Annotated in this window: 22 protein-coding genes, 1 pseudogene and 1 riboswitch; of the genes and pseudogenes, 10 read left to right on the top strand and 13 right to left on the bottom strand. The window is 65.6% G+C overall.

All coding sequences use genetic code 11. The features are described 5' to 3' along the window. The first annotated feature begins 26 nt into the window (after positions 1 to 26). Positions 27 to 929 (top strand): LysR family transcriptional regulator, encoded by a 903-nt coding sequence (locus tag ACFSUD_RS04965; protein WP_386372062.1) that lies wholly within the window; start codon positions 27 to 29, stop codon positions 927 to 929. Between the two features lie 26 nt (positions 930 to 955). On the opposite strand, the gene hisC is transcribed toward ACFSUD_RS04965, so the two are convergent. Continuing rightward, a complete protein-coding gene (hisC, locus tag ACFSUD_RS04960; RefSeq protein WP_386372060.1) occupies positions 956 to 2068 on the bottom strand; it encodes a histidinol-phosphate transaminase in 1113 nt (370 codons plus the stop codon). Between the two features lie 97 nt (positions 2069 to 2165). After that, a complete protein-coding gene (locus tag ACFSUD_RS04955) occupies positions 2166 to 3725 on the bottom strand; it encodes an ABC transporter substrate-binding protein (protein WP_386372058.1) in 1560 nt (519 codons plus the stop codon). A 241-nt stretch (positions 3726 to 3966) separates the two neighbouring features. Between ACFSUD_RS04955 and ACFSUD_RS04950 the strand changes: the two genes are divergently transcribed. The 3 genes from ACFSUD_RS04950 to ACFSUD_RS04940 all read left to right on the top strand — a co-directional run bounded on the left by ACFSUD_RS04950 (position 3967) and on the right by ACFSUD_RS04940 (position 7206). Continuing rightward, positions 3967 to 4878 carry a LysR substrate-binding domain-containing protein gene (locus ACFSUD_RS04950; protein ID WP_386372056.1) on the top strand — a complete coding sequence of 304 codons (912 nt, stop codon included), beginning with the start codon at positions 3967 to 3969 and terminating at the stop codon, positions 4876 to 4878. Between the two features lie 101 nt (positions 4879 to 4979). Continuing rightward, on the top strand, positions 4980 to 6020 hold the full coding sequence (locus ACFSUD_RS04945; protein ID WP_386372054.1) for an aromatic ring-hydroxylating dioxygenase subunit alpha: 1041 nt from the start codon (positions 4980 to 4982) through the stop codon (positions 6018 to 6020). Position 6021: 1 nt separating this feature from the next. After that, on the top strand, positions 6022 to 7206 hold the full coding sequence (locus ACFSUD_RS04940) for a 2Fe-2S iron-sulfur cluster-binding protein (protein ID WP_386372052.1): 1185 nt from the start codon (positions 6022 to 6024) through the stop codon (positions 7204 to 7206). A gap of 253 nt (positions 7207 to 7459) precedes the next feature. On the opposite strand, the pseudogene ACFSUD_RS04935 reads toward ACFSUD_RS04940, so the two are convergent. The 5 genes and pseudogenes from ACFSUD_RS04935 to ACFSUD_RS04915 form a co-directional block, all read right to left on the bottom strand. Further along, positions 7460 to 7842: pseudogene (locus ACFSUD_RS04935) on the bottom strand (type II toxin-antitoxin system death-on-curing family toxin). Beyond that, on the bottom strand, positions 7839 to 8063 hold the full coding sequence (locus ACFSUD_RS04930) for an AbrB/MazE/SpoVT family DNA-binding domain-containing protein (RefSeq protein ID WP_386372050.1): 225 nt from the start codon (positions 8061 to 8063) through the stop codon (positions 7839 to 7841). The pseudogene ACFSUD_RS04935 and the gene ACFSUD_RS04930 overlap by 4 nt, the downstream one beginning before the upstream one ends. 126 nt (positions 8064 to 8189) lie before the next feature. Continuing rightward, a complete protein-coding gene (locus ACFSUD_RS04925; RefSeq protein WP_386372048.1) occupies positions 8190 to 9830 on the bottom strand; it encodes an ABC transporter ATP-binding protein in 1641 nt (546 codons plus the stop codon). A gap of 2 nt (positions 9831 to 9832) precedes the next feature. Beyond that, complete coding sequence (locus ACFSUD_RS04920) at positions 9833 to 10690, bottom strand: ABC transporter permease (protein ID WP_386372047.1); 858 nt, start codon at positions 10688 to 10690, stop codon at positions 9833 to 9835. 4 nt (positions 10691 to 10694) lie between these two features. Next, positions 10695 to 11651, bottom strand: a complete 957-nt coding sequence (locus tag ACFSUD_RS04915) for an ABC transporter permease (protein WP_386372045.1) — start codon at positions 11649 to 11651, stop codon at positions 10695 to 10697. A gap of 226 nt (positions 11652 to 11877) precedes the next feature. Then, positions 11878 to 12071, top strand: a riboswitch (cobalamin riboswitch). Between the two features lie 149 nt (positions 12072 to 12220). Here ACFSUD_RS04915 and ACFSUD_RS04910 point away from each other — a divergent pair. The 3 genes from ACFSUD_RS04910 to ACFSUD_RS04900 are packed head-to-tail and all read left to right on the top strand — an operon-like array spanning position 12221 to position 15065. Beyond that, on the top strand, positions 12221 to 13240 hold the full coding sequence (locus ACFSUD_RS04910; RefSeq protein WP_386372043.1) for an ABC transporter substrate-binding protein: 1020 nt from the start codon (positions 12221 to 12223) through the stop codon (positions 13238 to 13240). Then, on the top strand, positions 13237 to 14301 hold the full coding sequence (locus tag ACFSUD_RS04905) for a FecCD family ABC transporter permease (protein WP_386372041.1): 1065 nt from the start codon (positions 13237 to 13239) through the stop codon (positions 14299 to 14301). The genes ACFSUD_RS04910 and ACFSUD_RS04905 overlap by 4 nt, the downstream gene beginning before the upstream one ends. Continuing rightward, complete coding sequence (locus tag ACFSUD_RS04900) at positions 14298 to 15065, top strand: ABC transporter ATP-binding protein (protein WP_386372039.1); 768 nt, start codon at positions 14298 to 14300, stop codon at positions 15063 to 15065. The genes ACFSUD_RS04905 and ACFSUD_RS04900 overlap by 4 nt, the downstream gene beginning before the upstream one ends. Here the strand turns inward: ACFSUD_RS04900 and ACFSUD_RS04895 are convergent. Beyond that, positions 15058 to 15843, bottom strand: coding sequence for a BKACE family enzyme (locus ACFSUD_RS04895; protein ID WP_386372038.1), 786 nt, complete (start codon positions 15841 to 15843; stop codon positions 15058 to 15060). The two genes, ACFSUD_RS04900 and ACFSUD_RS04895, sit on opposite strands and share 8 nt — an antisense overlap. After that, the gene (locus ACFSUD_RS04890; protein ID WP_386372037.1) at positions 15834 to 17153 is read right to left on the bottom strand and encodes an aspartate aminotransferase family protein; all 1320 of its coding nucleotides are present in this window, start codon (positions 17151 to 17153) and stop codon (positions 15834 to 15836) included. Before ACFSUD_RS04890 ends, ACFSUD_RS04895 begins: the two co-directional genes overlap by 10 nt. Positions 17154 to 17265: 112 nt before the next feature. Here ACFSUD_RS04890 and ACFSUD_RS04885 point away from each other — a divergent pair, with 112 nt between their 5' ends. Then, entirely contained in the window at positions 17266 to 18135 is an 870-nt protein-coding gene (locus ACFSUD_RS04885; RefSeq protein ID WP_386372035.1) for a MurR/RpiR family transcriptional regulator, read from the top strand. Positions 18136 to 18229: 94 nt separating this feature from the next. Here the strand turns inward: ACFSUD_RS04885 and ACFSUD_RS04880 are convergent, their stop codons facing one another. Beyond that, the gene (locus ACFSUD_RS04880; protein ID WP_386372033.1) at positions 18230 to 18763 is read right to left on the bottom strand and encodes a cytochrome P460 family protein; all 534 of its coding nucleotides are present in this window, start codon (positions 18761 to 18763) and stop codon (positions 18230 to 18232) included. 259 nt (positions 18764 to 19022) lie between these two features. Between ACFSUD_RS04880 and ACFSUD_RS04875 the strand changes: the two genes are divergently transcribed. Continuing rightward, positions 19023 to 19418, top strand: a complete 396-nt coding sequence (locus tag ACFSUD_RS04875; RefSeq protein ID WP_386372575.1) for a c-type cytochrome — start codon at positions 19023 to 19025, stop codon at positions 19416 to 19418. A gap of 135 nt (positions 19419 to 19553) precedes the next feature. Next, positions 19554 to 20141, top strand: a complete 588-nt coding sequence (locus ACFSUD_RS04870) for a L,D-transpeptidase (RefSeq protein WP_386372031.1) — start codon at positions 19554 to 19556, stop codon at positions 20139 to 20141. Positions 20142 to 20449: 308 nt separating this feature from the next. Here ACFSUD_RS04870 and ACFSUD_RS04865 read toward each other — a convergent pair whose 3' ends face one another. From ACFSUD_RS04865 to ACFSUD_RS04855, 3 genes are all read right to left on the bottom strand, one after another. Further along, positions 20450 to 20836 carry a PRC-barrel domain-containing protein gene (locus tag ACFSUD_RS04865; protein ID WP_386372029.1) on the bottom strand — a complete coding sequence of 129 codons (387 nt, stop codon included), beginning with the start codon at positions 20834 to 20836 and terminating at the stop codon, positions 20450 to 20452. 91 nt (positions 20837 to 20927) lie between these two features. Then, the gene (locus tag ACFSUD_RS04860; protein WP_386372027.1) at positions 20928 to 22493 is read right to left on the bottom strand and encodes a gamma-glutamyltransferase; all 1566 of its coding nucleotides are present in this window, start codon (positions 22491 to 22493) and stop codon (positions 20928 to 20930) included. Then, positions 22493 to 23632, bottom strand: coding sequence for a M20/M25/M40 family metallo-hydrolase (locus ACFSUD_RS04855; RefSeq protein ID WP_386372026.1), 1140 nt, complete (start codon positions 23630 to 23632; stop codon positions 22493 to 22495). Before ACFSUD_RS04855 ends, ACFSUD_RS04860 begins: the two co-directional genes overlap by 1 nt. Between the last annotated feature and the right edge of the window lie 40 nt (positions 23633 to 23672).

Here is a 23672-nt window from a genome sequence, read left to right as displayed (position 1 = left end):
TCTTCGCATTCTGGAGTATGAGAAAAATGCTGCGTTTCACCTTTCGCCAGCTCGAATATTTCGTCGGCGTGGCGCGGGCGGGCGGCACCAAGGGGGCGGCGGAACGGCTTAACGTCTCGCAGTCGGCGGTAAGCCGGGCGGTTTCGGATCTTGAGGGGCTCTGGGGCGTGCGGCTGTTCGTGCGCCAGCCCTCGCAGGGGTTGCAGCTGACCAGCGAGGGCCGCGCGCGGCTGAGTGAGGCCGAGCGCCTGCTGGGGCAGGCAGAGCGGCTGAGCGGCGATGCGCAGACCCTGGGCGCGCGCTATGTGCTCGGTTATCTGGCGACACTCGGGCCGCGCCATGTCGCGGCGCTGGTGGCGCGGTTTCGTCGGCATCATCCGGAGGTGGCGCTGTCGCTGGTGGAGGGCGATCTCAACAGCCTGCGTCAGGGCGTGGCGCGCGGATCGCTCGACGGGGCGATCCTCTATGACGTGCAGAGCCTCGATGCGCGCCCCGACGATGTCGAGATCCTCGCCCGGCTGACTCCGCAGGCGCTGGTGGCGCAGGATCACCCGCTGGCCGCCGCGTCGCAGGTGAGCCTAGCCGAGTTGGCGCAGGAGCGGTTCATCCTGATCGGCCTGCCGCTCAGCCGCGACTATTTCCTTGGCCTCTTCGCCGCCGAGGGGCTGCAGCCGCGTGTCGTGCATGAGGTGCGTTCGGCCGGGATGGTGCGCGCATTGGTGGCCAATGGCGAGGGCGTCTCGATCCTGACTACCAGGCCCGCCCATGAGCTGAGCGAGGACGGCGCGTCCCTGCGCTATCTGGCGCTGTCAGGCCGCCCGCTCACCCAGGACATCATCGCGCTGTTCCCGCCCGCCTCGGGCAGTGCGCCCGCGTTTCGCACGGCGCTGATGGAGATTGCCCAGCAGCATCATGCAGCCGTGAGGTGACCGGCAGGGAGGCGCCGGTCAGTGCCTCAGCTCTCGCGCTCAGGCACGGCGGCAAGGAAGGCGTCATTCTCGGCTGGTGTGCCAATGGTGACCCGCGCCCAATGGCCGAACGGTTCTTCCAGCCACGCTTTGATCAGAATGCCCTTGCCGCGCAAGGCTTCGGCAAAATCCACTGCCAGGGCGCCGGTGTCGAAGAAGATGAAATTGGTCTGGCTCGGGGCGCAGTCATAGCCCATTTTTCGCAAGGCCGTGCCGACGCGCTGGCGCTCGGATGCGGCCAGCGCGATCACCTCGGCCAGATGCGCCCGATCGTCAAAGGCCTCGCGCGCCGCCGCCACCGCCAGCGCGTTGACGCCAAAGGGGTTGCGGGTCTTCATCAGCGCCTTGATCAGTTCTTCGTCCGAAGCGATGCCATAGCCGACGCGGATTCCCGCCAGCCCATAGGCCTTGGAAAAGGTGCGCAGCACGATCCAGGCATGGCCGCTTCGGGCAAGGATCGCCATCGCGTCAAAGCGCTGCTCCTGCGCAACATATTCCAGATAGGCCTCGTCAAAGGCGATGAACGTGTCTTGGGGGGTGAAATCGAGCAGCGCGCGGAAATCTTTTTCGCAGATCGCCGGACCGGCAGGGTTGCTCGGCGAGGCAAAGATCAGGATGCGGGTCGGTTCCTTCATCGCGTCGCGAAGCCCCGAAAGCGGAAAGCGCCAATCTGCCGCGAACGGCACCTTGGTAACGCGCGCCCCGCAGGCCAGCGCGCCGAATTCATGCAGCCCGAAGCTCGGGCAGATGGTCACCACGTGATCGCCGTCCCGCAGGGTGGCGCGGAACAGCGCGCCGATCAGGTCTTCTGAACCGTTGCCGATGATCACCTTGGCGGGCGTGGTGTCGCAGGACTCGGCGATCTGCGCGCGCAGCGCGGCGTTCCCGGCATCGGGATAGCGCGCGATGCCCGGGGCCTGCGCCTGCATCGCCGCAATCGCGGCGGGCGAGGCACCAAGCGGGCTTTCGTTGCTGTCGAGCTTGGCCAGACAGTCGAGCCCATAGATTTCGCGGAAGCGGTCCATCGCCAGACCGGCGTTATAGGTCGGCAGGGCGGCGATCTCCTTGCGGATCAGCTCGGCGGGCAGGCTCGATGACATCGGGTGTTCCTTTGGGGCAGTCCAGGCGGGCTGCAATCTTGTCAATGCGTTAGGATCCTTCAGGCCGCATCTCCTGCGGCCTGAAGAAAGGTCAGTCTCAGGCGTTGAACCACCAACGCTCGGAGGCGCGGCAGCCGTCCATGTCCCAGTCACCGGCGACCTGTTCGGGGGTCGAGACCTTCTCGGACTTGGCGTCGAGGTAATCGGCCCAGACCGGCGCAACCACACCGCCCTTTGCCGACAGCAGCGCCTGGCACTCCCAAAGCAATTCACGGCGCTTGGCATCGTCACGCTCGCTGCGCGCGGCGGTGAGCGCCTTGTTGAAGGCGTCGTTGTCCCAATGGGTGGAGTTCCAGCTGCCGATGCTCTCGCGCGAATAGGCCAGCGACAGCATCAGGTCCTCATTGGCGCGGCCCGACCAGCGTTCGGCGAAGAACGGGACCTTGCCCCAGACCTTGGACCAATAGCCATCCTCGGGCTCGCGCGCGACCTCGATGGTGATCCCGGCAGCGGCGGCATGTTCGCTGTAGAGCTGTGCCGCATCGACCGCCCCCGCAAACGGGGTCTCGGAGACATGCAGCCTGTGCACCTCGTTCTCGGCACCGGCCTTCTTCATCAGCGCACGGGCCTCGTCGGGGTCGTATTCATGCTGCGGCAGGTTGGGGTTGTAATTCGGATAGGCCGAGGAGATCGACTGGTCATTGGCGATCGAGCCGAAGCCGCCAAGCACCTTGTCGACGATCTCCTGCCGGTTGATCGCCAGCTTCATCGCGCGGCGCACGTCGTTGTCGGTATAGACACCGGCGGTGGTGTCTATGCTGAAGGCGTAATGCACCTTGCCCTGCGTCTGTACCAGATCGACACCGGGCATCATCTGCATCAGCCGCGCGGTGGTCGGATCGACGAAATTCATCGCATCGACCTGGCCGGTCTGCAAAGCTGTGGTGCGGGCGTTGACGTCGCGGATCGCCAGCGTCTCGACCGCCTCGAAATGGCCGCGGCCTTCTTTCCAGTAATTCGGGTTGCGGGTGACGCGCGCCTTCACGCCGGGCTCATAGCTTTCGAGAATGTAGCCGCCCGTGCCGATCCCGGCGTCGAAGTTCATGTCATCGGCGGGGACGACCAACAGGTTGATCACGGTCATCAGCGAGGGGAAGGTCGCGTTCGGGGCGTGCAGGGTGACGGTCACCTCATGCGGCGCGCTGGCCTTCACGTCGGCGATCTGCTGGGTCAGCGCCTTGACCTGCGAAACGGTGTCGTCGCCGCGGTGCAGGTTCAGCGAGAACACCACGTCATCGGCGCTCATGGACTTGCCGTTGTGGAATTCGACACCTTCGCGCAGCTTGAATACCCAGGTCAGGGAATCCTCGCTGCCTTCCCAGCTCGTGGCCAGCTCCGGCACCAGCACGCCGCCGGGCCCGACCTCGATCAGGTTGTTACGCAGCTGCCATTGCAGCAGCGTCATGAACTTGGTTTCATGAACCTGCGGATCGAGCGTCTCGCCGCTGTCGAAATCGGCAATCGCCATGCGGAAGGTGCCGCCCTTCTGCGGCGCGTTCTGGGCGCGCAGCGGCTGGCCCGAGAGGCCGAGCAATCCGGTGGCGCCGAGCGCCCCGGCGCCGAGCAGCAAGGAGCGTCTGTTGGTCTTGATCGTCATGTCACATTCCCCGTTCTATCATGTTTTTTCTGTTGTGGCCCCGTGCGCTCACGATGCCCGGTCTCGGATAAATGGCAGGGCCGCGCGGCGCTTGCACCTTGCAGCGACCCGCCCCTTGTCATTATGTCTGATCTTATCATGCTAATGTCCGCCGTTCGAAAGAGGCAAATCAGATTTGCTGGACCATCGGACAGCTGTGCTAAACCATGAACGAGACCTTCCGAATCCGAGGACCCCGTCGATGAAATCCTTCCTACCGCCGCTGCGTGCTTTGCAGGCGTTCGAGGCTTTCGGGCGGCTCGGCTCCGTGAGCAGTGCCGCGCAGGAGCTTGGGGTCACGTCCGGGGCGATCAGCCAGCAACTGAAAGTGCTCGAGGAGCATCTCGGGGCGCAGGTGGTGTTCAAGGACGGCCGCCGCGCCGCGCTGACCCCCGAGGCGCGCAGCTATCACGAGATGATCGCGATTGGCTTTGACCGGCTGCGCGCGGCGCAGGATGTCTGGATGCAGCAGCAATCCGGGGTCGATCTGAAGGTCTCCGGCGTGCCGACGCTGCTGTTGAAATGGCTGAACCCGCAGTTGCATCATTTCCAGGCCATGGCAGCGGATGTGCCGATCAGGCTCGAGGCGGCCCATGCCGAGCCCGATCCGCAGATGCTTGGCCAGATGTTCCGCCTGACCTATGGCGCGGTAGCGAGCCGATTGCCGCATTCGCGCCCGCTTTTCACCGATATCTGCTTCCCGGTCTGCGCGCCGGAGTTCCTTGAGCGTCATCCAGAGGCGCGCAGTGCCGAGGGGCTCGCAGGGTTGCCGCTGATCGAGATCGACTGGGGTCCGGCCTATACCGGCGTGCCGCGCTGGCGCGATTGGTTCGCCGCGCGGGGCGTCGATCCGGGTCCGATCAAGCCGATCGCCGTGCATTCGCTGTCTAGCCTCGCGCTCGAGGCGGCGGCGGGCGGGCAGGGGGTGACGCTGGCGCAGCTTTCCTTCGCTTCTTTCGATCTGCAGCTCGGCCGCCTTGTGCGGCTCTCGGAGGACGCCTTGCGGATGCCTGAACCCTATTACGTCTGCTGGGGCAACAGCACGCTGGACCAGCCCAACGCCCGCGCCTTTCTGAACTGGCTGATCAACGCGGCCCGGGCGCTGCCGGTCTGACGCTTTAGTTTTCCTAACTATTCGCAAAAACATTTCGGCTGAATCCCGGCGCGATCCTGCATAGACATGGACAAAGCCAAGAAAGATTGAAGGGAAGAGCCATGTTTCTCAAGAACGCCTGGTACGTCGCCGCCTGGAGCAGCGAGATCGAGCATGAATTGCAGCAAATCCTCGTGCTGGGCGAGAAGATCTGCATCTTCCGCAACGCGGATGGCGAGGTCATCGCGATGGAGGATGCCTGTCCGCATCGCAAGCTGCCGCTCTCCAAGGGCCGGATCAAGGGGAACAACGTCGAATGCGGCTATCACGGGCTGACCTTCGACTGCGCCGGTCAATGCGTCTGGGCGCCGGGCGGCGGGCGTATCCCCTCGGCGGCGCGGGTCCGGCCCTATCCGGTGCATGAGAAATACGGTCTGGTGTGGATCTGGATGGGCAATGCGGCGATTGCCGACCCCGAGGAGATCATCGACATCCCGAATTTCGACAGCCCCGACTGGGGCATGAACAAGGGCGCGGCGATGGAGTTGCAATGCAACTACCTGCTGATGTGCGACAACCTGCTCGATCCGACCCATGTGGCCTGGGTGCATGAGAGCTCCTTCGCTTCCGAGGCCACCAAGGATGCACCGCTGCGGGTGACCAAGACCGAGAACGGCGTCATCGTGCACCGCTGGATGATGGATCACGCGCCCGCGCCCTTCTACAAGAAGATCGTCGAGTTCGAGGGCAATTGCGACCGGCTGCAACATTACGAGGTCCGCTACCCGTCGCACGCGCTGATCCGGGCGGTCTTCACCCCGGCGGGCACCGGCGGACCGGAAGGCACGCTCGACGAGAAGACCTTTGTCATGGACAGCTACAACTTCATGACCCCGACCACTGACAAGGAAACCCGCTATTACTGGTTCCAGCTGCGCAACATCCGTCCCGATGACGCGGAGCTTTCCAAGATGATGAGCGAGGATGTGCGCAATGCCTTTGAAGAGGACCGCGCGGTGCTCAACGAGGTACAGAAAGGGTTGGACAGCAAGACCTCGCCGCATATCGACCTCAGCATCGATGCGGGCCAGCTGCGTTTCCGCCGCCAGCTCGAGGCGATGATCGCCGAGGAGCGGATGGTCGACGCCAAGATGGACGCCTGACATGAGCAGCGGTTTCCGGCGCTTCCGCGTGACCGACAAGATCCGCGAAAGCGAGATCATCACCTCGTTCCACCTGGAACCCGCCGATGGCGCGCCGCTCTTCGCCGCGCGCCCCGGCCAATATCTGACGCTGAAACTGCCGACCCCCGAAGGCAGCGTGCTGAAGACCTATTCGCTTTCCGGTGACGTGACCGCGCCCGGCAGCCACCGGATCACCGTCAAGCGCGGGGGCCGCCCGGTCGATGCCGCGCATCTGCCCGAGGGTGTCGGCTCCTGCTGGCTGCATGACGCGGTCAGCCCCGGCATGGAGCTCGAGGTGGCAGCACCCCGCGGCAGCTTCGTGCTCGATGAGGACAGCGAGCGCCCGGTCCTGCTGCTCGGCGGCGGTGTCGGGCTGACGCCGCTGGTCGCGATGGCGCATCGGCTGGCCGAGACGGAACGCAGGGTCTGGTTCCTGCAGGCCTGCGAAAACGGCGCGGTGCAGGCGCTGGGCGATGAGCTGCGAGAGCTCGCCGAAGCCTCGCAGGGCCGGATCCGCAACCATGTGATCTACCGCAATCCGAGCGATGCGGACCGCGCCTCCGGGCCCGGCCATAGTGTCGGGATGATCGACAAGGCGCTGCTGCAATCGCTGCTGCCGCTTGATGATTATGATGTCTATCTCTGCGGCCCGACCCCTTTCATGGTGGCCATGTACCGGCTGCTGCGTGAGCTTGGCGTCACAAAGGCGCGGATTGCCTATGAATTTTTCGGCAAGGCCGCTTCGCTCGAAGTGCTGGCCGAGCAGCCGCAGATCGCCCCGCAGACCGCCTCGAAGGCGCCCGCCGCCATCGCCGGGCTGGCATTCCTGACCAACCCGGACGCCCGTGCGATGCCCGAGGATCTACCGGTCGCCCGCGGCCCGGTGAAGGCGGCGAATGACACGGGGCAGGGGAATGACGTGGTCTTCGCCAGATCCGGTGTCAGCGCCGCCTGGAACGACAGCGCCAATTCCCTGCTGGAACTGGCCGAAGAGGCCGGGCTCACCCCCGCTTTCAGCTGCCGCGCCGGGATCTGCAACACCTGCCGCTGCGGCCTCAAGGAGGGAGAAGTGCGCTATTTCGAAGAGCCGCTCGACCCGCCGGGACCGGGCGAAGTGCTGCTCTGCTGCGCCCGGCCAGAAGGCCGCGTGGTGCTCGATATCTGACAGCAGAAGGGGCGGCTCGCGGGTCGCCCCTTTGGCGCCTGGTGATGTGGGTTGGCGAATGAAGCGGCTCGGGGTGGCGATGGCTGCTTCGACCCGATAGCGTTATTGCGCAGGCACAGAAGGCAGTGTTCCAGAACGACTGAGCCAACTTCTTGCCTCTGGAAAGCGGTAAGCTAATGCCGAGAGCCTCGCTGGACAGCCATTAAAGCGCCCCATTCGAATGGTCGCGCCTATCAAAGAAATCTCCTAGGTTTCAGATCGGGCTCATATCCCGCGAGATCCACCTGGCAAACTCCGCCTCGCTGGTTTGCCCTGAGGCAAGGTCCTCCATCATCCCGACGCCTTCAACCGGCGCCGGACGGAAAGAATAGCCGTTGAGCCGCAGAAACGTGAGCGCAGTCACGAAGGCGGTGCGCTTGTTTCCGTCCACGAAAGCATGAGCCTTGGCAATGCCGAAGGCATAGGCCGCCGCAATCTCGTCGAAGTCGGCATGGGTATAGGCGGCGAGGTTTATCGAACGGGCGCAGTCTCCAGAAGCGCCCGGTCACGTATGCCGGGAGCCCCGCCATGGCGGCTTATCTGACGATCATGGATCGCAAGAACAGCGGCAAGCGGCACCCAGATCGGCCCTGTCATGCAAGAGCTTGCAGCAGATCTCGGTTCTCATCCATGACGATCTCGGCGGCAGCCAATGCGGATGCGACCGCAGGATCATGTGGCGTGATCTTCAGGCTGCCGTCATCGCCCCGGATAACGAAAAGCGTGTCACCTTCCTTGGCGTCGAGGATCGTCAGCATTTCGGTCGTCAGGGTCATGACGGCCGAGTTGCCGACCTTCCGGATCTTGGTTTCGATCATCGCGCCACTCCCTAGATATATGGATGTATATACGCGACCCCTCACAGGGATCAAGTGGCCAGCACGGCGAGACTTGCCGATAGGAGCCGCCGACCTTTTTCGCGGGTCAGCACAGCCCAAAGCGTATCACACCGGATTCAACCGCCGCTCTTCCAGCACGTTGTCCAGCCAGTCTGGGTCCATCTCCGGCACCGAGGACAGCAGCAATTCGGTATAGGGCGGGTGTGGCGGCGAGAAGATCGCGTCCTTCGGGCCTTGTTCGACGATACGGCCCTCCTTCATCACCACCACCTCATCGGCGATCGAACGCACCGTGGCGAGGTCATGTGTGATGAACAGGTAGGTCAGCTCCATCTCGCGCTGCAGCCGGTCGAGCAGCCGCAGGATACCCTCGGCGACAAGCTGGTCGAGCGCCGAGGTAATTTCGTCGCAGATGATGAACTCGGGCTCGGCGGCAAGCGCGCGGGCGATGCAGAGCCGTTGTTTCTGCCCGCCCGACAGCTCGGCGGGCAGGCGGTCGATGAACTGGTCGGGGTCAAGCTCGATCAGGCTAAGCAGCTCGCGGATGCGGGCGTCTTTCGCCTTGCCCTTCAGCCCGAGGAAGAACGTCAGCGGCCGCCCGAGGATCTCGCGGATCCGGTGCTTGGGGTTCAGCGCGGTATCGGCCATCTGATGGATCATCTGCACCCGGCGCTGCAGGGCAGGGGCACGGGCCCGGCTGCGCGGCGGCAGTTCCTGACCCTCGAAACGCACCGACCCGGCACTCGGCGGCAGCAGACCCATGATCACCCGCGCGGTGGTGGACTTGCCCGAACCGCTTTCGCCCACAACCGCGACAGTACGGCCGCGATGTACCTTGAGCGAGATGTCATCGAGCACCTTCACCGCGCCATAGGCGGCGCTCACGTTCTCGATCTCCAGCAAGGGTGCCGCGTCTTCGGCCAGCTTCGGCATCGGCGCACGGCGGAAATCGCGCACCGCCCAGAGCGACTTGGTATAGGCTTCGCGCGGATGGCTCAGCATCTGGCGGGTCTCGGCCTCCTCGACCTCCTCGCCCTTCAGCAGCACCTTCACCCTGTCGGCCATCTGCGCCACCACCGCGAGGTCATGGGTGATGTAGATCGCTGCGGTATGATGCTCGCGCACCACCTTGCGGATCGCGCTCAGCACCTCGATCTGGGTGGTCACGTCGAGCGCCGTGGTCGGCTCGTCAAAGATGATCAGGTCGGGGCGACAGGCCATCGCCATCGCGGTCATGGCGCGCTGCAACTGCCCGCCGGAGACCTGATGCGGATAGCGAAAGCCGATCTGCGCGGGATCGGGCAGTTGCATGGCGCGGTAGAGATCGACGGCATCCGCTTCGGCCTGCTGGCGCGACATCAGCCCGTGGCGCACCGGGGCCTCGGCATATTGGCGGATCAGCCGGTAGGCCGGGTTGAAGGCGGCGGCGGCCGATTGCGCCACATAGGCGATGCGCGCCCCGCGCAGGCTGCGCAGCTGCTCGGCAGGGGCGCCGACCAGCTCCTGCCCGTCAAAGCGCACCGAGCCGGAGCTGATCCGGCAGCCGCCCTTGGTATAGCCCATCGCCGCGAGACCCAGCGTCGATTTCCCGGCGCCGCTCTCGCCGATCAGCCCGAGGATCTCGCCGCGGTTGAGGCTGAGATCCACACCCTTGACGATCTCCTGCCAGGCGCCGCCGGAGCGGCCCTCGATGCGCAGATCGCTGATCTGCAGCAGCAGGTCGGTGGAATGCGAGGTGTCTTTCATGGTCATTCCTTCAGTCCGCTCGAGACATGCAGCACCCAATCGACGATCAGGTTGACCGCCACTGTCAGCAGCGCGATCGCCCCGGCGGGCAGCAGCGGCGCCAGCCCGAAGGTCGCGCTCTGCCAGCTGGCGAAATTGGCGAACGAGATCAGCTTGGCGCTCTCGCGCACCATCGAGCCCCAGTCGGCGGTCGGCGGTTGCAGCCCGAGACCCAGAAAGGAAAGCGCCGAGATGAACAGGAACACGAAACAGAAGCGCAGCCCGAATTCGGCGATCAACGGTGCGGCGGCATTGGGCAGCACTTCGCGGCGGATGAGCCAGGGCAGGCCCTCGCCGCGCATCCGGGCGACCTCGATGTAATCCATGGTCAGGATGCCCTGCGCCACGGCGCGCGACAGCCGGTAGACGCGGGTGGAATCAAGTACCGCAATCACCAGGATCAGCGAGATGACCGAGGTGCCGGTGATGGTCAGGATCAGCAGCGCGAAGATCAGCGAGGGGATCGCCATCAGGATATCGACAACGCGCGATCCGATCGCGTCGAACCAGCCGCCGGTGGTGGCCGCCAGCAGGCCCAGCGAAGCCCCGAGCAGGAAGGCCAGCGCGGTCGTGACCAGCGCGATGCCGACCGTGTTGCGCGCGCCATAGATCAGCCGCGACATCACATCACGCCCCAGAGCATCGGTGCCGAGGTAATGCGTTGCGCTCCAGGGGTGATATTGCGGCCCGACAACCGCGGTCTCGGGGAAAGGCGCGATGAGCGGCGCGAAGAGCGCCAGTATCGCGAAGCCGGTGACCAGCAGGATGCCGATCCAGGCCGACAGCGGCGCCTCGCGCAATTGGCTGAGCCAGTAATGCATGTCTCTACCTCGGATGCAGCAATTGCGGATTGGCGATGATCGACAGGATGTCGGCCGCCATGTTGAGCAGGATATAGGTGGCTGCGAAGATCAGGCAGGCCGCCTGCACCACGGTCACGTCGCGGTTCGCCACGGAATCGACCAGCAGCTGCCCGAGGCCGGGATAGACGAAGACCACCTCGGCCAGCACCACCCCGACGATCAGATAGGCGAGGTTCAGCGCCACGACGTTGATGATCGGCGCCAGCGCATTGGGCAGCGCATGTACCGCGATCACCCGCCAGCGTTTCATGCCCTTGAGCCCGGCCATCTCGATATAGGGCAGGGCCAGCAGGTTGATGATCGCCGCGCGGGTCATCCGCATCATATGCGCCATCACGATCAGCGTCAGGGTCAGCGCGGGCAGAAAGGTCCGGTAGAGCCGCTCGGAGAAGGCGGTGGCGGCATCGACACTGGCCAGGCTCGGAAACCAGCCGAGCCAGACCGAAAAGGCCAGGATCAGGATATAGGCGATGAAGAATTCCGGGAAGGAGATCGCCACCAGCGTCGAGCCGGAGATCATCCGGTCGAAGATCGAATTGCGATAGAGCGCCGCCAGCATCCCCAGCAGCACCGCGATCGGCACTGCGATGGCGGCAGCATAGGCCGCGAGGAAGAAGGTATTGCCCGCCCGCGTCGCGATCAGCTCGGCAATCGGGCGCCGGTTGGACAGCGAGACCCCGAAATCGCCCTGCAATGCCTGCCAGAGCCAGGTGCCGTAGCGGACATAGACCGGCTCATCGAGGTTCAGCTTGGCGCGAAAGGCCGCGAGGGTCTCGGGGGTGGCCGACTGGCCCAGCGTTTCGGTGGCGATGTCTCCGGGTAGCAGCTCGACGGCGGAGAAGATCACCAGCGTCACCACCAGCAGGGTAACCATCCCCATCGCCAGCCGCGACAGGATGATGCTCAGAATGGGGTTCACCGGACCCTCCCTTTTGTCTGGTTGAACGCTATTATGTCTAGATTTATAGAGGTGCGCCGAAAGCCTGTATAGGGCGAGACGCTTTAGCGTTCCTGCGACGTTGTTTAGGTAACCTGGCTCTGGCCGCAAGAGCGATCTTTCGTCGCCGACCGTGAATGAACGGCCTGCCGTATCCTGCCCGGCGTGGGCATCGCCGTCGGAATGGCTTGACAGAACCGGGCCGAGAACGCATTGCTGCCGCGTCGGTTTCCTTCGGGAATGAATAGGGAATGCGCACCGGAACTCTTTTCGGCAAGCGCGACTGCCCCCGCAACTGTAGGCGGTGAGCCTTCACCATGATGCCACTGGGCGCGTTGCCCGGGAAGGTGGAGAAGGTGTCGATCCGTCAGTCAGGAGACCTGCCGACGCGCAACCCTCAATCCGGACGGGGTGTCCGGGAAAGGCATGTCATGGACCGGTTTCTCCTCTCCCCCCCGGAAGGGCCCCTTCACCGCAGCTGGCGGCAGGACCGGTCGCGGCGTCTCGTTCCACGTCCCCGCTTCGACCCGCCAACCCGGAGCCTACCTGACATGAAGCTGAAACCGTTCCTCCTCGCCTCTGCCATGCATGCCCTGTTCGTGCCACCTGCAGCGGCAGATCAGACGCAATATCCCCTGCAGCTCGAGAATTGCGGTCATGAGCTGCGTTTCGAGGCGGCCCCGGCCCGCGCCGTGACCATCGGCCAATCCACCACCGAAATTCTCTATGCGCTGGGGCTGGGCGAGCAGGTGGTCGGCACCTCGGTCTGGTTCAACCCGGTGCTGCCGGAATTCGAGGCGGTGAATGCGCAGGTCGAGCGGCTTGCCGATAATGACCCGAGCTTTGAAAGCGTCGTCGCCAAACGCCCCGAACTGGTCACGGCGATGTATGAATGGCATGTCGGCCCCGAAGGGATCGTCGCCAGCCGCGAAATGTTCCATGACCTCGGCGTGGCGACCTACGTGATGCCCAGCGACTGCGCGAGCAAGGACAACAGCGTCGGGCTCGACGGTACCCGGTCGGAGCTTTTCGATACCGCGCAGCTTTACCGCGGCATTACCGAACTGGCGCTGATCCATGATGCGCAGGCGCAGGGCGCGGCGCTGCTCAACGACCTCAGAACGCGCGAGGCGGCGGCGATTGCAAAGGCCGAGAGCCTCGATCTGCCCTCCGACAGCACGGCGCTGTTCTGGTTCTCCTCGCCGGAGATCGCCAGCGATCCCTATGTCGCCGGACAGCAGGGCGTGCCCGCCTATATGATGGCGCAGCTCGGCCTCGACAATGTCGTGCAGTCGCGCGAGGAATGGCCCAGCGTCGGATGGGAAACCCTCGCCAAGGCCGATCCCGATTTCATCATCCTCGCCGAAATGGAGCGGCGCCGCTTCCCGGCGGATTCGCTTGAAGCCAAGCGGCAGTTCCTTGAGACCGACCCCGTCACCCGCGAGATGACAGCGGTGCGCGAAGGGCGGATCCTGGCCATGCAGGCTCATGCCATGGACCCGTCGATCCGTGCGATCTACGCGCTCGAGAAACTGGCCGATGATCTGGCCGGGTTCGATCTCACCCAATGAGCCTGGCGAGCCTGCCCCTGCCGCGTCGGCGTACCTGGCACTGGAGCCTGATCGTGCCGCCGGTGCTGTTGCTGGCGCTGGCGACGGGCGCGGCGCTTGGCGAGACGCCGATACCGCTCGGCGTGGTGTTGCAGGTGATCGCCAACAAGCTGCTCGGTGCCGGGTTTCCGGTGGATCGGATCGACGAGGGTATCATCTGGAACTACCGGCTGGCGCGGGCCATCGTGGCGGCCTGCTGCGGGGCCGGGCTGGCGCTGTCGGGGCTGGTGCTGCAGGCGCTGCTGCGCAACGCGCTGGCCGATCCCTATCTGCTCGGCATCTCGGCAGGGGCCTCCTCGGGCGCGGTCGCGGTCACGGTGCTGGGCCTCGGCGGGGGGGCAATATCGCTCTCGCTCGGCGCCTTTGGCGGGGCGCTGCTGGCTTTCGTCTTCGTCGCCTTGCTGGCCCATGCGGCGGGCGGCGACGGCAACATCGGCAGCGGGACGCAGATCGCCGGGGTGATCATCCTCGCCGGGATCGCCGGGTCGCAGCTCTTCAACGCGCTCACCGCTTTCATGATCGCCAAGAGCGCCAATGCCGATCAGGCACGCGGCATCATGTTCTGGATCATGGGTAACCTCTCGGGGGTGCGCTGGCCCGACGTGGCGCTGGTGGTGCCCGCCGCGCTGCTCGGCACGCTCGCCTGCCTGTTCAACACCCGCGCGCTTGACGCCTTCACCTTCGGCAGCGACAGCGCCGCTGCGCTCGGCATCGCGGTGCGGCGGGTGCAGTTCGGCCTCATCGGCATCGCCGCGCTGATGACTGCGGTCATCGTTTCGATCGTCGGCTCGATCGGCTTTGTCGGATTGGTGATCCCCCATGCGATGCGCATCCTTGTCGGCACGAGGCACGGGCGGCTGGTGCCCGCCTCGGCGCTGGGGGGGGCGGTGTTCCTAATCGCGGCGGATGTGATTTCGCGCACGCTGGTGCCGGGGCAGGTGCTGCCGATCGGGGTGGTCACCGCATTGATCGGCGCGCCGGTATTCGCGCTGATCCTGATCGGCGGGCGGACCGGGCGATGATCCTGTCCTGCGAAAACCTTGGCTGGCAGGCCCGCCGCAAGCAAATCGTGCAGGGCATCGACTTGACCTTGCGCCCCGGTGAAACCCTGGGGCTGATCGGGCCGAACGGATCGGGCAAATCGACGCTGCTGCGGATGCTGGCCGGGATCCGCGCGCCAAGCGCGGGCGCGGTGCTGCTCAATGGCCAGCCGATGGCAAAGCTGCGCCGCCGCGAGATCGCGCAGAACCTCGCGCTGGTGGAACAACATGCAGAGGCGCGCGAGCGGATCAGCGTGCGCGAGGCGGTCGAACTGGGGCGCACGCCCTGGCTCTCGGCGCTGCGCCGCTGGAGCACTGCGGATGAAGCGGCGGTCCGGCGCGCGCTGACTGATGCCGATCTGATCGGGTTCGAGGCCGAACCCCTGCACACGCTGTCAGGCGGCGAGCGCCAGCGCGTGCATATCGCCCGCGCGCTGGCGCAGCGCCCGCAGGTGCTGTTGCTCGATGAACCGACCAACCATCTCGACATTCGCCACCAGCTGTCGATCCTGCACCTCGTGCGGGCACTGCCGGTGACCTCGGTGATCGCGCTGCATGACCTCAATCAGGCGCTGCTTTGCGACAGGATCTGCGTGCTGCAACAGGGCCGCATGGTCGCCTGCGGCGCGCCCGGAGCGGTGCTGAGCGATGCGCTGCTGCGCGAGGTTTTCGGGGTCTGCGGCCATTTCCTCACCGATCCCAGCGACCGGCACCGGGTGATCCGCTTTCACACCGAGTTCATCTGACCGACGCCGGGCGGCAGGTCGCGAAGACCTCGGCAACGCGTTCGGCGTTGTCCTTTGCAAGCGTCCCGTCCCCATTCCGGAACGAATTCTCGAACCCGACCCGCAGCTTGCCCCCCGCCTCCGCGGCTTCCTGCAGACAGCGAGTCTCGCCCCGCCCGAAGGCGCAGATCGCCCAATCGGGCTGATCCCCGCGCTGCGCCAGCCAGCGGATGAAGGGCGCCAGATCGGCAGGGTCGCTCTGCTGGTCTTTGGCACGGCGGCCGAGCACGAACAGCATCTGCGACGGACCTGCGGGCAGGCGGCCTTCGGTCTCCATCCGGTCAAACAACGCCAGATCGTCCACCCCGTAAAGGATATGCTGCACGGCTGTCCCGGCTTCGGCACATTCTTTGTAGAACTCTTCGCCGGCGTCGAACTCGCCCTCCGCCAGCATCTCCGCCAGCGAGACCGAGACCAGCGCCGGGCGCAGGTCACGCACCAATTGCCGCTGTTCGGCGGGAGTATAGAGCCCCACCGCCTCGGTCGTGACCTGCACCGCCAGATCCGGCACCGCCTCACCCAGCGCCGCCAGCGCCTCGCGGTAGAGCCCGGAATCAAGGATATGAACACCGCCCGCGTCGCGCAGATGCAGGTGCAGCCCGTCGGCCCTGGCCCTGTGACAGGCGTGGGCGGTCTCGATGATCTCGGGCAGGGTGATCGGCAGGGCCGGGTGATCCGCCTTGCCCTTGCGCGCCCCGTTTGGCGCCACCATCAGCCGCGGCAGCGGGGTCAGAGACATTGGTCGAACGCGATCTGCAGCTTGCCGACGATCTCGTCGATATGCTGATCCTCCAGAATAAACGGCGGTGCGAGCAGGATGTGATCGCCGCGCCGCCCGTCGATCGTGCCGCCCATCGGATAGCAGATCAACCCGGCCTCAAAGGCCGCTTTCTTCAGCGCCTTGTTCTTGGCCAGCTCGGGCGCGAAGGGGGCTTTGCTGTCGGGGTCCTGGACGATCTCAAGCCCGAGGAACAACCCGCGCCCGCGAATGTCACCGACATGCGGATGATCGCCAAAGGCCTCGATGAGCGCGGTTTTCAGCCGGTCGCCCATCTCGGCGGCACGGTTCACCAACCCATCGTCAGTAAGCCGCTGGAGCACTGCCAGCGCGGCAGCTGCGGTGGTCGGATGCCCGACATAGGTATGCCCGTGCTGAAAGAACCCCGAGCCACTGGCGATCGTGTCATAGATCGCCCCGGAACAGAGCATCGCCCCGATCGGCTGATACCCGGCACCGAGCCCCTTGGCCACGGCGATGATATCGGGGCGCACGCCGTCCTGCTCACAGGCGAACAGCGTACCGGTCCGCCCCATGCCGCACATCACCTCGTCGAGGATCAGCAACACGCCATAACGGTCGCAGATCTCGCGGATGCGCTTGAAATAGCCCGGCACCGGCGCCACCGCGCCCAATGTCGCGCCGACCACCGGTTCGGCCACGAAGGCAAAGACACTGTCCTCGCCAAGTCGCTTGATCTCTGTCTCCAGCTCATCGGCGACGCGCAGCCCATAGGTCTCAGGGCTCTCGCCGTCCTGCTGGCCGCGATAGGCGTAACACGGGGCGATATGGCTGGTCTCCACCATCAGCGGCGCGAAGGGCGCGCGGCGCCACTCATTGCCGCCGGTGGCCAACGCGCCGAGCGTATTGCCGTGATAGCTCTGCCGCCGTGCAATCACATGGCGGCGCTGACCCTCGCCGCGCTCGACGAAATACTGCCGCGCCAGTTTCAGCGCCGCCTCCATCGCCTCGGAGCCGCCGGAGACCAGATAGACCCGCTCGATCCCCTCGGGCGCCCGCGCGATCAACGCATCGGCGAGCTGCTCCGCCGGTTCGGAGGTGAAGAAGCCGGTATGGGCAAAGGCCACCCTGTCGAGCTGCGCCTTGATCGCGGCGGTGACCTGCGCATCGCCATGCCCGAGACAGGAAACCGCCGCCCCCCCGGAGCCGTCGAGATATTGCTTGCCCGATTGGTCGTAGAGATAGACGCCCTCACCACGGGCGATCACCGGCGGGTTGGCTTTGCAGTGGCGGGGGAAGATATGGGACATGACGCGATTCCTTCTGCGGCGCGGCTACCTGCGCCGGAAGTAGATACAGGTGTTTCCTATTCGCGCAATATATGAAACATTTGTTTCATCAGTTACATTGCAGGAGGTGCCCATGGCCGCGACATTCGAGCAGAAACTGGCCGGAAAATATCCCGGCCTCAGCCCGCGCCTGCGCGAGGCGGCAGATTTCGTCCTGGCCCATCCCATCGACGTCGCCACCCGCACCCTGCGCAGCGTGGCGCAGGAGGCGCGGCTCACCCCGGCGACCTTCTCACGCATGGCAACGGCCCTCGGGTATGAGAATTACGAAGCTTTGCGCGAGGTGCTGCGCCAATCCATGGCAGAACGCGCCAACAGCTTCTCGACCCGCGCTGCGGCGCTGCAGGAGCAGCATGGCACCGGGGATCACGGCTTTCACGCGCAACATCTGCAGGCGATGACGCGGAATCTGCACCAGCTTGCCGCCGCGCTCGACGTCACCACGCTCGAGCGCTGCGTCGAACATCTGCACCAGGCGCGCAAGGTGCTGGTGCTCGGCGGGCTCGGCTCCACCGGGATCGCCGAATATATCGCCTATATGGCCGGTTTCGTCGCGGACAATTGGTCGATGGGCTTGCGCATGGGCGCCTCGCTCGGCAGCGGGCTGGAAGGACTCGGGGCCGACGACGTGCTGCTGGTGATCACCAACCCGCCCTTCGCCACCAGCTCGATCCTCGCGGCCGAAGCGGCGCAGGCCGCAGGTGCCTGTGTCATCGTACTGACCGACAGCCATTCCTGCCCGGCGCTGAAATACGCCAGCGAGAGTTTCATCCTGCCCTCGGAAAGCCCGCATTTCTTTTCCTCCTACGCCGCCACGCTGGCGCTGGCCGAGGTGCTGACCGGGATGCTCGCGAAACGCGCGGGCAGTGGCGCATTGGAGCGGATCGCGGCGGTGGAAACGCGCAATCGGCAGCTGGGCGAGGTCTGGTCTCAATCGGGCTGAACACGCGGCTCCTCGCGCTAACCCGCTGCGCTGCCCGTATCAAGCGACACGTCTCCCGGCGCCCGGGTCGCGCCGGGTGCCGGAACCGGCGGCATCAATCGGTGGTGAAGAGATAATCCTCGCCCGGCGCCCCTGCGTGACAGGCGATACACCCGGCATCCGCCCCCTTGGCGACACGGCCCGCGAGCTGCATCCCGGCCGGGTTCTTGTCGAGCGAGCCGTCGGGCAGATACTTGACCCAGAACCAGTTGCCGTTATCCGCGTCATAGCCTTCCTCGCGCCGGTACATGATCGTGACCGCGGCCAGATGCTTGTCGGGATCGGCCTGCACCTCCTCGGGGGTGACCCCTTCGGGCCCGTAGTTGCGCTTGATCACCAGCGCGCCGATATGCCCCTCGATCTCCGCGTCAGCGAAGAACGTCTCGAGCAGCATCCCGTGCGGCTCCGTCCCCTCATAGGGAATGGTGCGGATGGCGTTTTCCCCGGCAAGGTTCGACGCTTTCATCGCCTCCCAGAGCTGCTGGGCATAATCCGCGTCCGCCTGGGTGCCAAAAGGCTCGTCCTGTGCAGCCACCACCCCGGCTCCAAGCATCAACGCGGTACATCCTGCGGCAAAATAGCGTAGCATTTTCGTCCTCCCTTTTGATCTATCGCCTGCCCCTAGGGTAGCTGACTCCGGCACCCGCACGGATCATTTCTCTTCACGTCTGCGATAGGAGAACGGTTAAGTACCGACCTTCCGATCCTGCTTGACCTCCATCAGGTGGAAGGTTGCAGAAAGGGCATCGCCGCGCGGGGCTGTTCCGAACCGGGCAGCTATGCGCCGCGCCAAAAAAGTGATTGGAGTTGAGACGATGCCGATAAATGTGACACGAATCGCCGCGGTGATGGCGGCCGTCCTCGCGACCCTGCCCGTGATGGCAGAGGAGCCGGGGGAGCGGGGGAAGATGCTCTACGAAGAGAATTGCGCCGCCTGTCACGGCAGCGATCTCGAAGGGCAGGCCGACTGGCGTGTACGGCTGCCCAACGGCAGGCTCCCGGCGCCGCCGCATGACGAGACCGGCCACACCTGGCACCATTCGGACCGGATACTGACCGACATAGTGAAACATGGCACGGCCGCGATTGTCGGAAATGGCTATGAAAGCGACATGCCCGGCTATGCCGAGGTGCTGAGCGATACCGAGATCGCCGCCATTCTCGATTATATCAAGAGCACCTGGCCCGATCATGTCCGGGAACGCCAGGCGGCGATCAGCCAGGCCGACGAGGCGCAGCAATAGGCCGGGCAGGGCGCGCCTGCCGCTCCGGGCAGGCATCGCTGCAACAGCTGTCGCTCTCGTGAAGGCCCATGCGGAACCGGCGCCACCTTGCCGAGGTTCATTAAGCAAAGAACCGCCAATGCAAGGGGACATGATATGAAACGCAGAACATTCTTCACCGGACTCGCCGCCACCGGCGCGGCTTTCGCCGCCACCGGCGCCATGGCGCATGGCCCGAAGACCATCCCGAATTACGAGCTGCCCGAGTTCATGATGCCGCAGCTCGTGCCGCTCGAGGGCGGAGCCGCGCCCTATGAGGTCCATGTCGATCCCGACATGTTCGCCCTCTACTGGACGCTGCCCGACGACATGGCGCTGCGCTATACCGTCGGCGTCGGACGTCCGGGTCTTTACGAAGCCGGGGAATTCTATGTCGGGGCGAAGAAGGAATGGCCGAGCTGGACGCCGACACCGGGGATGATCGAACGCGAGCCGGAGATCTATGCCAAGCACAAGGACGGCATGGAAGGCGGTCTGCACAACCCGCTCGGCTCGCGCGCGCTCTACCTGTTCCAGCCCGGCCGCGGCGACACGTTCCTGCGCATCCACGGCACCAACAAGCCCAAGACCCTGGCGAGCCGGGTATCGAACGGCTGCGCCCGGCTGCTCAACGACCAGATGGTCGATCTCTATGACCGCGTCCCGATGGACACCCGCGTGGTGCTCTACGAACCGGTTCTTTGAGAGGGTAAAGGGCAATCGAGCGCGCATAGCCCTATGCCCCGATGCCTCGTGCCATATATGCGTCACGCCCGGCTTAAAGCCGGGCGTCTCTATATGAAAGGGAAGCACTTCGCTGAAAAGCTTGCGAGGCGAGCATTTTTGGCACAGGTTGCAATTCCGCGAGGCAAACTGCCGCAGCATCGTAGAAGTACTAAAGTGGACACTTCACTGCACTACCCGACCTAACTGCGCGCCCCCCCCAACAAAAAAACGGGAGCCTCCCGGCCCCCGTCCAAATTCCATCCTTCACCTTCCGGCAAGCGCGGAACTCAGTCGTCCCACTTCGGCAGGGCCTCCAGCTCGTCTTCCGTCATGTTGACGTGGAATTGGCCGTCGAGCATTTCCAGCTGGTCGAATGTGACGATCACGTCCTTGTCGCCGATCCCGATGAAGCCTTCGGTTTCCACGACCACGGCCACCGGCTTGCCGGTTGCATCGGCCAGTAGGTCCTCGATCTCGCCGATCTTCTCGCCGGTGGAGCCGATAACGGCGGCATCGTCGAGCTGGATGTAATCCTGTGCACCGGTGACCGGCTGTGTGTCGACGACGGCATCGTCGGTTTCCAGCGTTTCGGTGCTGGTCTGGGCCATCAGGCTGGCGGGCAGGGCCAGCAGCGGCAGGGCGGTCAGGGCGGCGATGGCGTTGCGGGTCTTCATCAGGTTATCTCCTTTGTTCGTTCCACCCGATCAACGCCGCAGCCCGCGCGCGGTTCCCGCTTGACGTGCAGATACCGGCGCAGGCGGCGCCTCATTCCGGCTCGGCCACCGCATCGCCCCAGGCGGACATGATCTCGCTAGCGCCATAGCGCCGCTTGCCCGTGTCGAGCACGGCAGCGGGGCAGGCGAAGGGATAGGGCAGCAGCGAGCGGCGGGCCACATGGGTGGGCGCGAGTGCCGCCAGCGCCTTGTGCACCGACGCGGGCAGGGCCGCATCCGCGGTGATCGTCGTGCCGCCCGAAACGTCGATCCGCGGCTGGTGGAACGCCGCTTCGAGATCCATCCCGTGATCGGCGAGAAAGGCCGCGATCTGCGTCACTGCGCCGACGATCTTGCGCCCGCCCGACGCGCCGAGCGCGAAGCGCCGCCCCCGAGTCTCGCCGAGGATCGGGCAGACATTCATCAGGCAGGGCTTGCCCGGCGCGAGCGAATTGGCGCGGCCCTGTTCCGGGTCGAACCACATGATGCCGTTGTTGAGCAGAAAGCCGGTTGTTGGAGAAACGACCTTCGCCCCGAAGAGCGACAGCAGCGTCTGGGTATGCGACACCATGTTGCCCTTGCGGTCCACGACCGAGAAATGCGTGGTGCAGCCGGGCGTGGCGGGGTTCTCGCCATCATGTCCCATGCCGCAGAGCCGCTCGCCATAGGCGGCGAAGAGGGCTTTTGCGAAGGCCGGATAGGCGTCATCGAGCCGCGGCACCGACCCCTCTGCCAGATGCCCCATGGCGCGAGCGAAGGTCGGGCCGCCGGTCAGCCCGGGCATGACATGGAACAGCGCGTCGCGATAGGGCACCGGCAGCGGCGCATGAAATCGCGCGCGGTTGGCGGCCAGATCCTCGCGGCTCAGGTAGCCGCCCTTGTCCCGGACGTCCCGCGCGAGCGCCGCGCCGAGATCGCCACCATGCAGCGCCGCGGCCCCCTCCCGCGCGAGGATGTCGAGACTGTCGGCCATGGCCGACTGATCGAGCCTGTCCTCGGCCAGCGCGGTCCAGGCGAAGGGACGCGGATAATGCCCTTCGCTCAGGAACAGCGCTGCGGCATCCGCATCGCGCGCAAGCTCACGGGTCGCGCTGGCGATGATCAGCGCCGCATACCAGTCGATCTCCATGCCGCGCCGGGCATGTGCGACGGCCGGGGCCAGCAGCTCGGCCCAGGGCAGCCGCCCCCAGCGCCGGTGCGCGGCCTCCAGACCATCGACCATGGCGGGCACCGCGACAGCCCGCGCGCCGCTTGCATTGCGGTCCTCGACGACCCTTTGCCAGGGAAACAGGTCACCGGCCTGACCATCGCCCGAGAGCGGGAAATCCTCGAGCCGCAGCCCTGCCGGGGCGCGCATCCCGAAGTTCAGCGCCTGCGCCTCGCCGCTGTCGGCGCGCCAATGCATCGCCGCGCCGCCCCCGGCCGGGCCGGACATCCAGGGTTCGAGCACGGAACAGACAAAGCCGCAGGCCACGGCCGCATCGACGGCATCCCCGCCCGCGCGCAGCACCTCGGCCCCGGCCTTGGCGGCCTGCCGGTGCTGGGCGGCGACGATGCCGCGATCGGTCTCGACCACATGTTTGCGGATCTCCATGGAGCGGGACAGGGCGTCGGACATCACGCCTCCAGTCGGCAGAAGAGCGCCGCGGCCAGTTTCGCCCGCTCGACGAGGCTGTCGACCTGGATATGCTCGTTGAGCGTATGCAGCCCCTTGCCGCGCACGCCGATGGAATCGAGCGTCGGCAGGCCGAGAAAGCCGGTGAAATTGCCATCCGAACCGCCGCCGGCGGAACTGCCGGTCAGCTCGAAGCCGATCTCCCCGGCGATTTCCTGGGCCAGTGACAGCATCGCCATGGTGCCGGGCTGGCCGGGTTCCCAGACCGGGCGGGTGACGCCGCGGCGCACTTCCATGATCACGTCTCCCTCCTCGGAATTCAGCGCCATCATCCGCTCGATCCCCGCGTCGAGATCCGCCTGGGTCTTCGCCATCGACAGGACCTCGGCATCACAGACGGAGGAAACGCAATTGACCCATTGTCCGGCGTGGAACACGCCGAGCGAAAAGGTGCAATCCTCGCTGGTCATGGCCTCGATCCGGCCCACCGCCCTGGCCATGTCGGCAATCGCGGAGCGTCCTTCCGACAGCGCCCAGCCCGCATGGCTCGGCTTGCCGCGGGTCTGCAGGTTGAAACGCGCGATCGCGTAGCGCCCGATCACCGCTCCGCCGTCGGGGCGCGCCGGTTCCGGCACGAGGATGTACTTGTGCCGCTTGGCCTCCGTCTCGATCAGCTCGCGGGTCGAGGGCGTGCCGATCTCCTCGTCGGGGGTGAACAGCACGGTCACCGGCAGCGGTGTCTCGACCCCGGCGGAGAGCAGCTTGCGCAGCGCGTCGAGATAGACGTAATTGCCGCCCTTCATGTCCATCAGCCCCGGCCCGTAGCAGATATCCCCCTCGCGCCGGTAGGGCAGTTTCGCGAGCGTGCCGACCGGATGCACGGTATCGAGATGACCGAGCAGCAGGATCCCGCCCTCACCGGCGCGGGCGTGGGGCAGGCTCGCGCGGACGCTGTCGCCGAGCCCCATGCGCCCCGGGATGCGCTCGACCCGGGCGCCGAGCGCGGCGAGATCATGCTGCACCACGTCCATCATCCGGTTGACCGCGGCCCTGTCGAACGTGGGGCTCTCGGTCTCGATCCAGGGCTTCAGCCCGGCGAGCATCTCATCGGTGTCAAAGGGCAGGTCGAGCGGGTTGGTCATCGGCTTGTTCCTCTTTCGGGCCGGTCGGGGCGCCCCGCCG

The sequence above is a fragment of the Sulfitobacter aestuarii genome, assembly GCF_042685005.1.
Classification (GTDB): Bacteria; Pseudomonadota; Alphaproteobacteria; order Rhodobacterales; family Rhodobacteraceae; genus Sulfitobacter; species Sulfitobacter aestuarii.
The sequence above is the reverse complement of the archived record's forward strand: the minus strand, read 5'-3'. Positions and strand labels throughout refer to the sequence as shown.

Coding starts and splice junctions, on each gene's coding strand:
- ACFSUD_RS04875 (WP_386372575.1), top strand. CDS start 19,023: ATGGCGGCCGTCCTCGCGACCCTGCCCGTGATGGCAGAGGAGCCGGGG.
- ACFSUD_RS04895 (WP_386372038.1), bottom strand. CDS start 15,843: ATGTCTCTGACCCCGCTGCCGCGGCTGATGGTGGCGCCAAACGGGGCG.
- ACFSUD_RS04890 (WP_386372037.1), bottom strand. CDS start 17,153: ATGTCCCATATCTTCCCCCGCCACTGCAAAGCCAACCCGCCGGTGATC.
- ACFSUD_RS04900 (WP_386372039.1), top strand. CDS start 14,298: ATGATCCTGTCCTGCGAAAACCTTGGCTGGCAGGCCCGCCGCAAGCAA.
- ACFSUD_RS04955 (WP_386372058.1), bottom strand. CDS start 3,725: ATGACGATCAAGACCAACAGACGCTCCTTGCTGCTCGGCGCCGGGGCG.
- ACFSUD_RS04965 (WP_386372062.1), top strand. CDS start 27: ATGCTGCGTTTCACCTTTCGCCAGCTCGAATATTTCGTCGGCGTGGCG.
- ACFSUD_RS04920 (WP_386372047.1), bottom strand. CDS start 10,690: ATGCATTACTGGCTCAGCCAATTGCGCGAGGCGCCGCTGTCGGCCTGG.
- ACFSUD_RS04940 (WP_386372052.1), top strand. CDS start 6,022: ATGAGCAGCGGTTTCCGGCGCTTCCGCGTGACCGACAAGATCCGCGAA.
- ACFSUD_RS04905 (WP_386372041.1), top strand. CDS start 13,237: ATGAGCCTGGCGAGCCTGCCCCTGCCGCGTCGGCGTACCTGGCACTGG.
- ACFSUD_RS04925 (WP_386372048.1), bottom strand. CDS start 9,830: ATGAAAGACACCTCGCATTCCACCGACCTGCTGCTGCAGATCAGCGAT.
- hisC (WP_386372060.1), bottom strand. CDS start 2,068: ATGTCATCGAGCCTGCCCGCCGAGCTGATCCGCAAGGAGATCGCCGCC.
- ACFSUD_RS04855 (WP_386372026.1), bottom strand. CDS start 23,632: ATGACCAACCCGCTCGACCTGCCCTTTGACACCGATGAGATGCTCGCC.
- ACFSUD_RS04930 (WP_386372050.1), bottom strand. CDS start 8,063: ATGATCGAAACCAAGATCCGGAAGGTCGGCAACTCGGCCGTCATGACC.
- ACFSUD_RS04870 (WP_386372031.1), top strand. CDS start 19,554: ATGAAACGCAGAACATTCTTCACCGGACTCGCCGCCACCGGCGCGGCT.
- ACFSUD_RS04910 (WP_386372043.1), top strand. CDS start 12,221: ATGAAGCTGAAACCGTTCCTCCTCGCCTCTGCCATGCATGCCCTGTTC.
- ACFSUD_RS04865 (WP_386372029.1), bottom strand. CDS start 20,836: ATGAAGACCCGCAACGCCATCGCCGCCCTGACCGCCCTGCCGCTGCTG.
- ACFSUD_RS04880 (WP_386372033.1), bottom strand. CDS start 18,763: ATGCTACGCTATTTTGCCGCAGGATGTACCGCGTTGATGCTTGGAGCC.
- ACFSUD_RS04945 (WP_386372054.1), top strand. CDS start 4,980: ATGTTTCTCAAGAACGCCTGGTACGTCGCCGCCTGGAGCAGCGAGATC.
- ACFSUD_RS04860 (WP_386372027.1), bottom strand. CDS start 22,493: ATGTCCGACGCCCTGTCCCGCTCCATGGAGATCCGCAAACATGTGGTC.
- ACFSUD_RS04885 (WP_386372035.1), top strand. CDS start 17,266: ATGGCCGCGACATTCGAGCAGAAACTGGCCGGAAAATATCCCGGCCTC.
- ACFSUD_RS04950 (WP_386372056.1), top strand. CDS start 3,967: ATGAAATCCTTCCTACCGCCGCTGCGTGCTTTGCAGGCGTTCGAGGCT.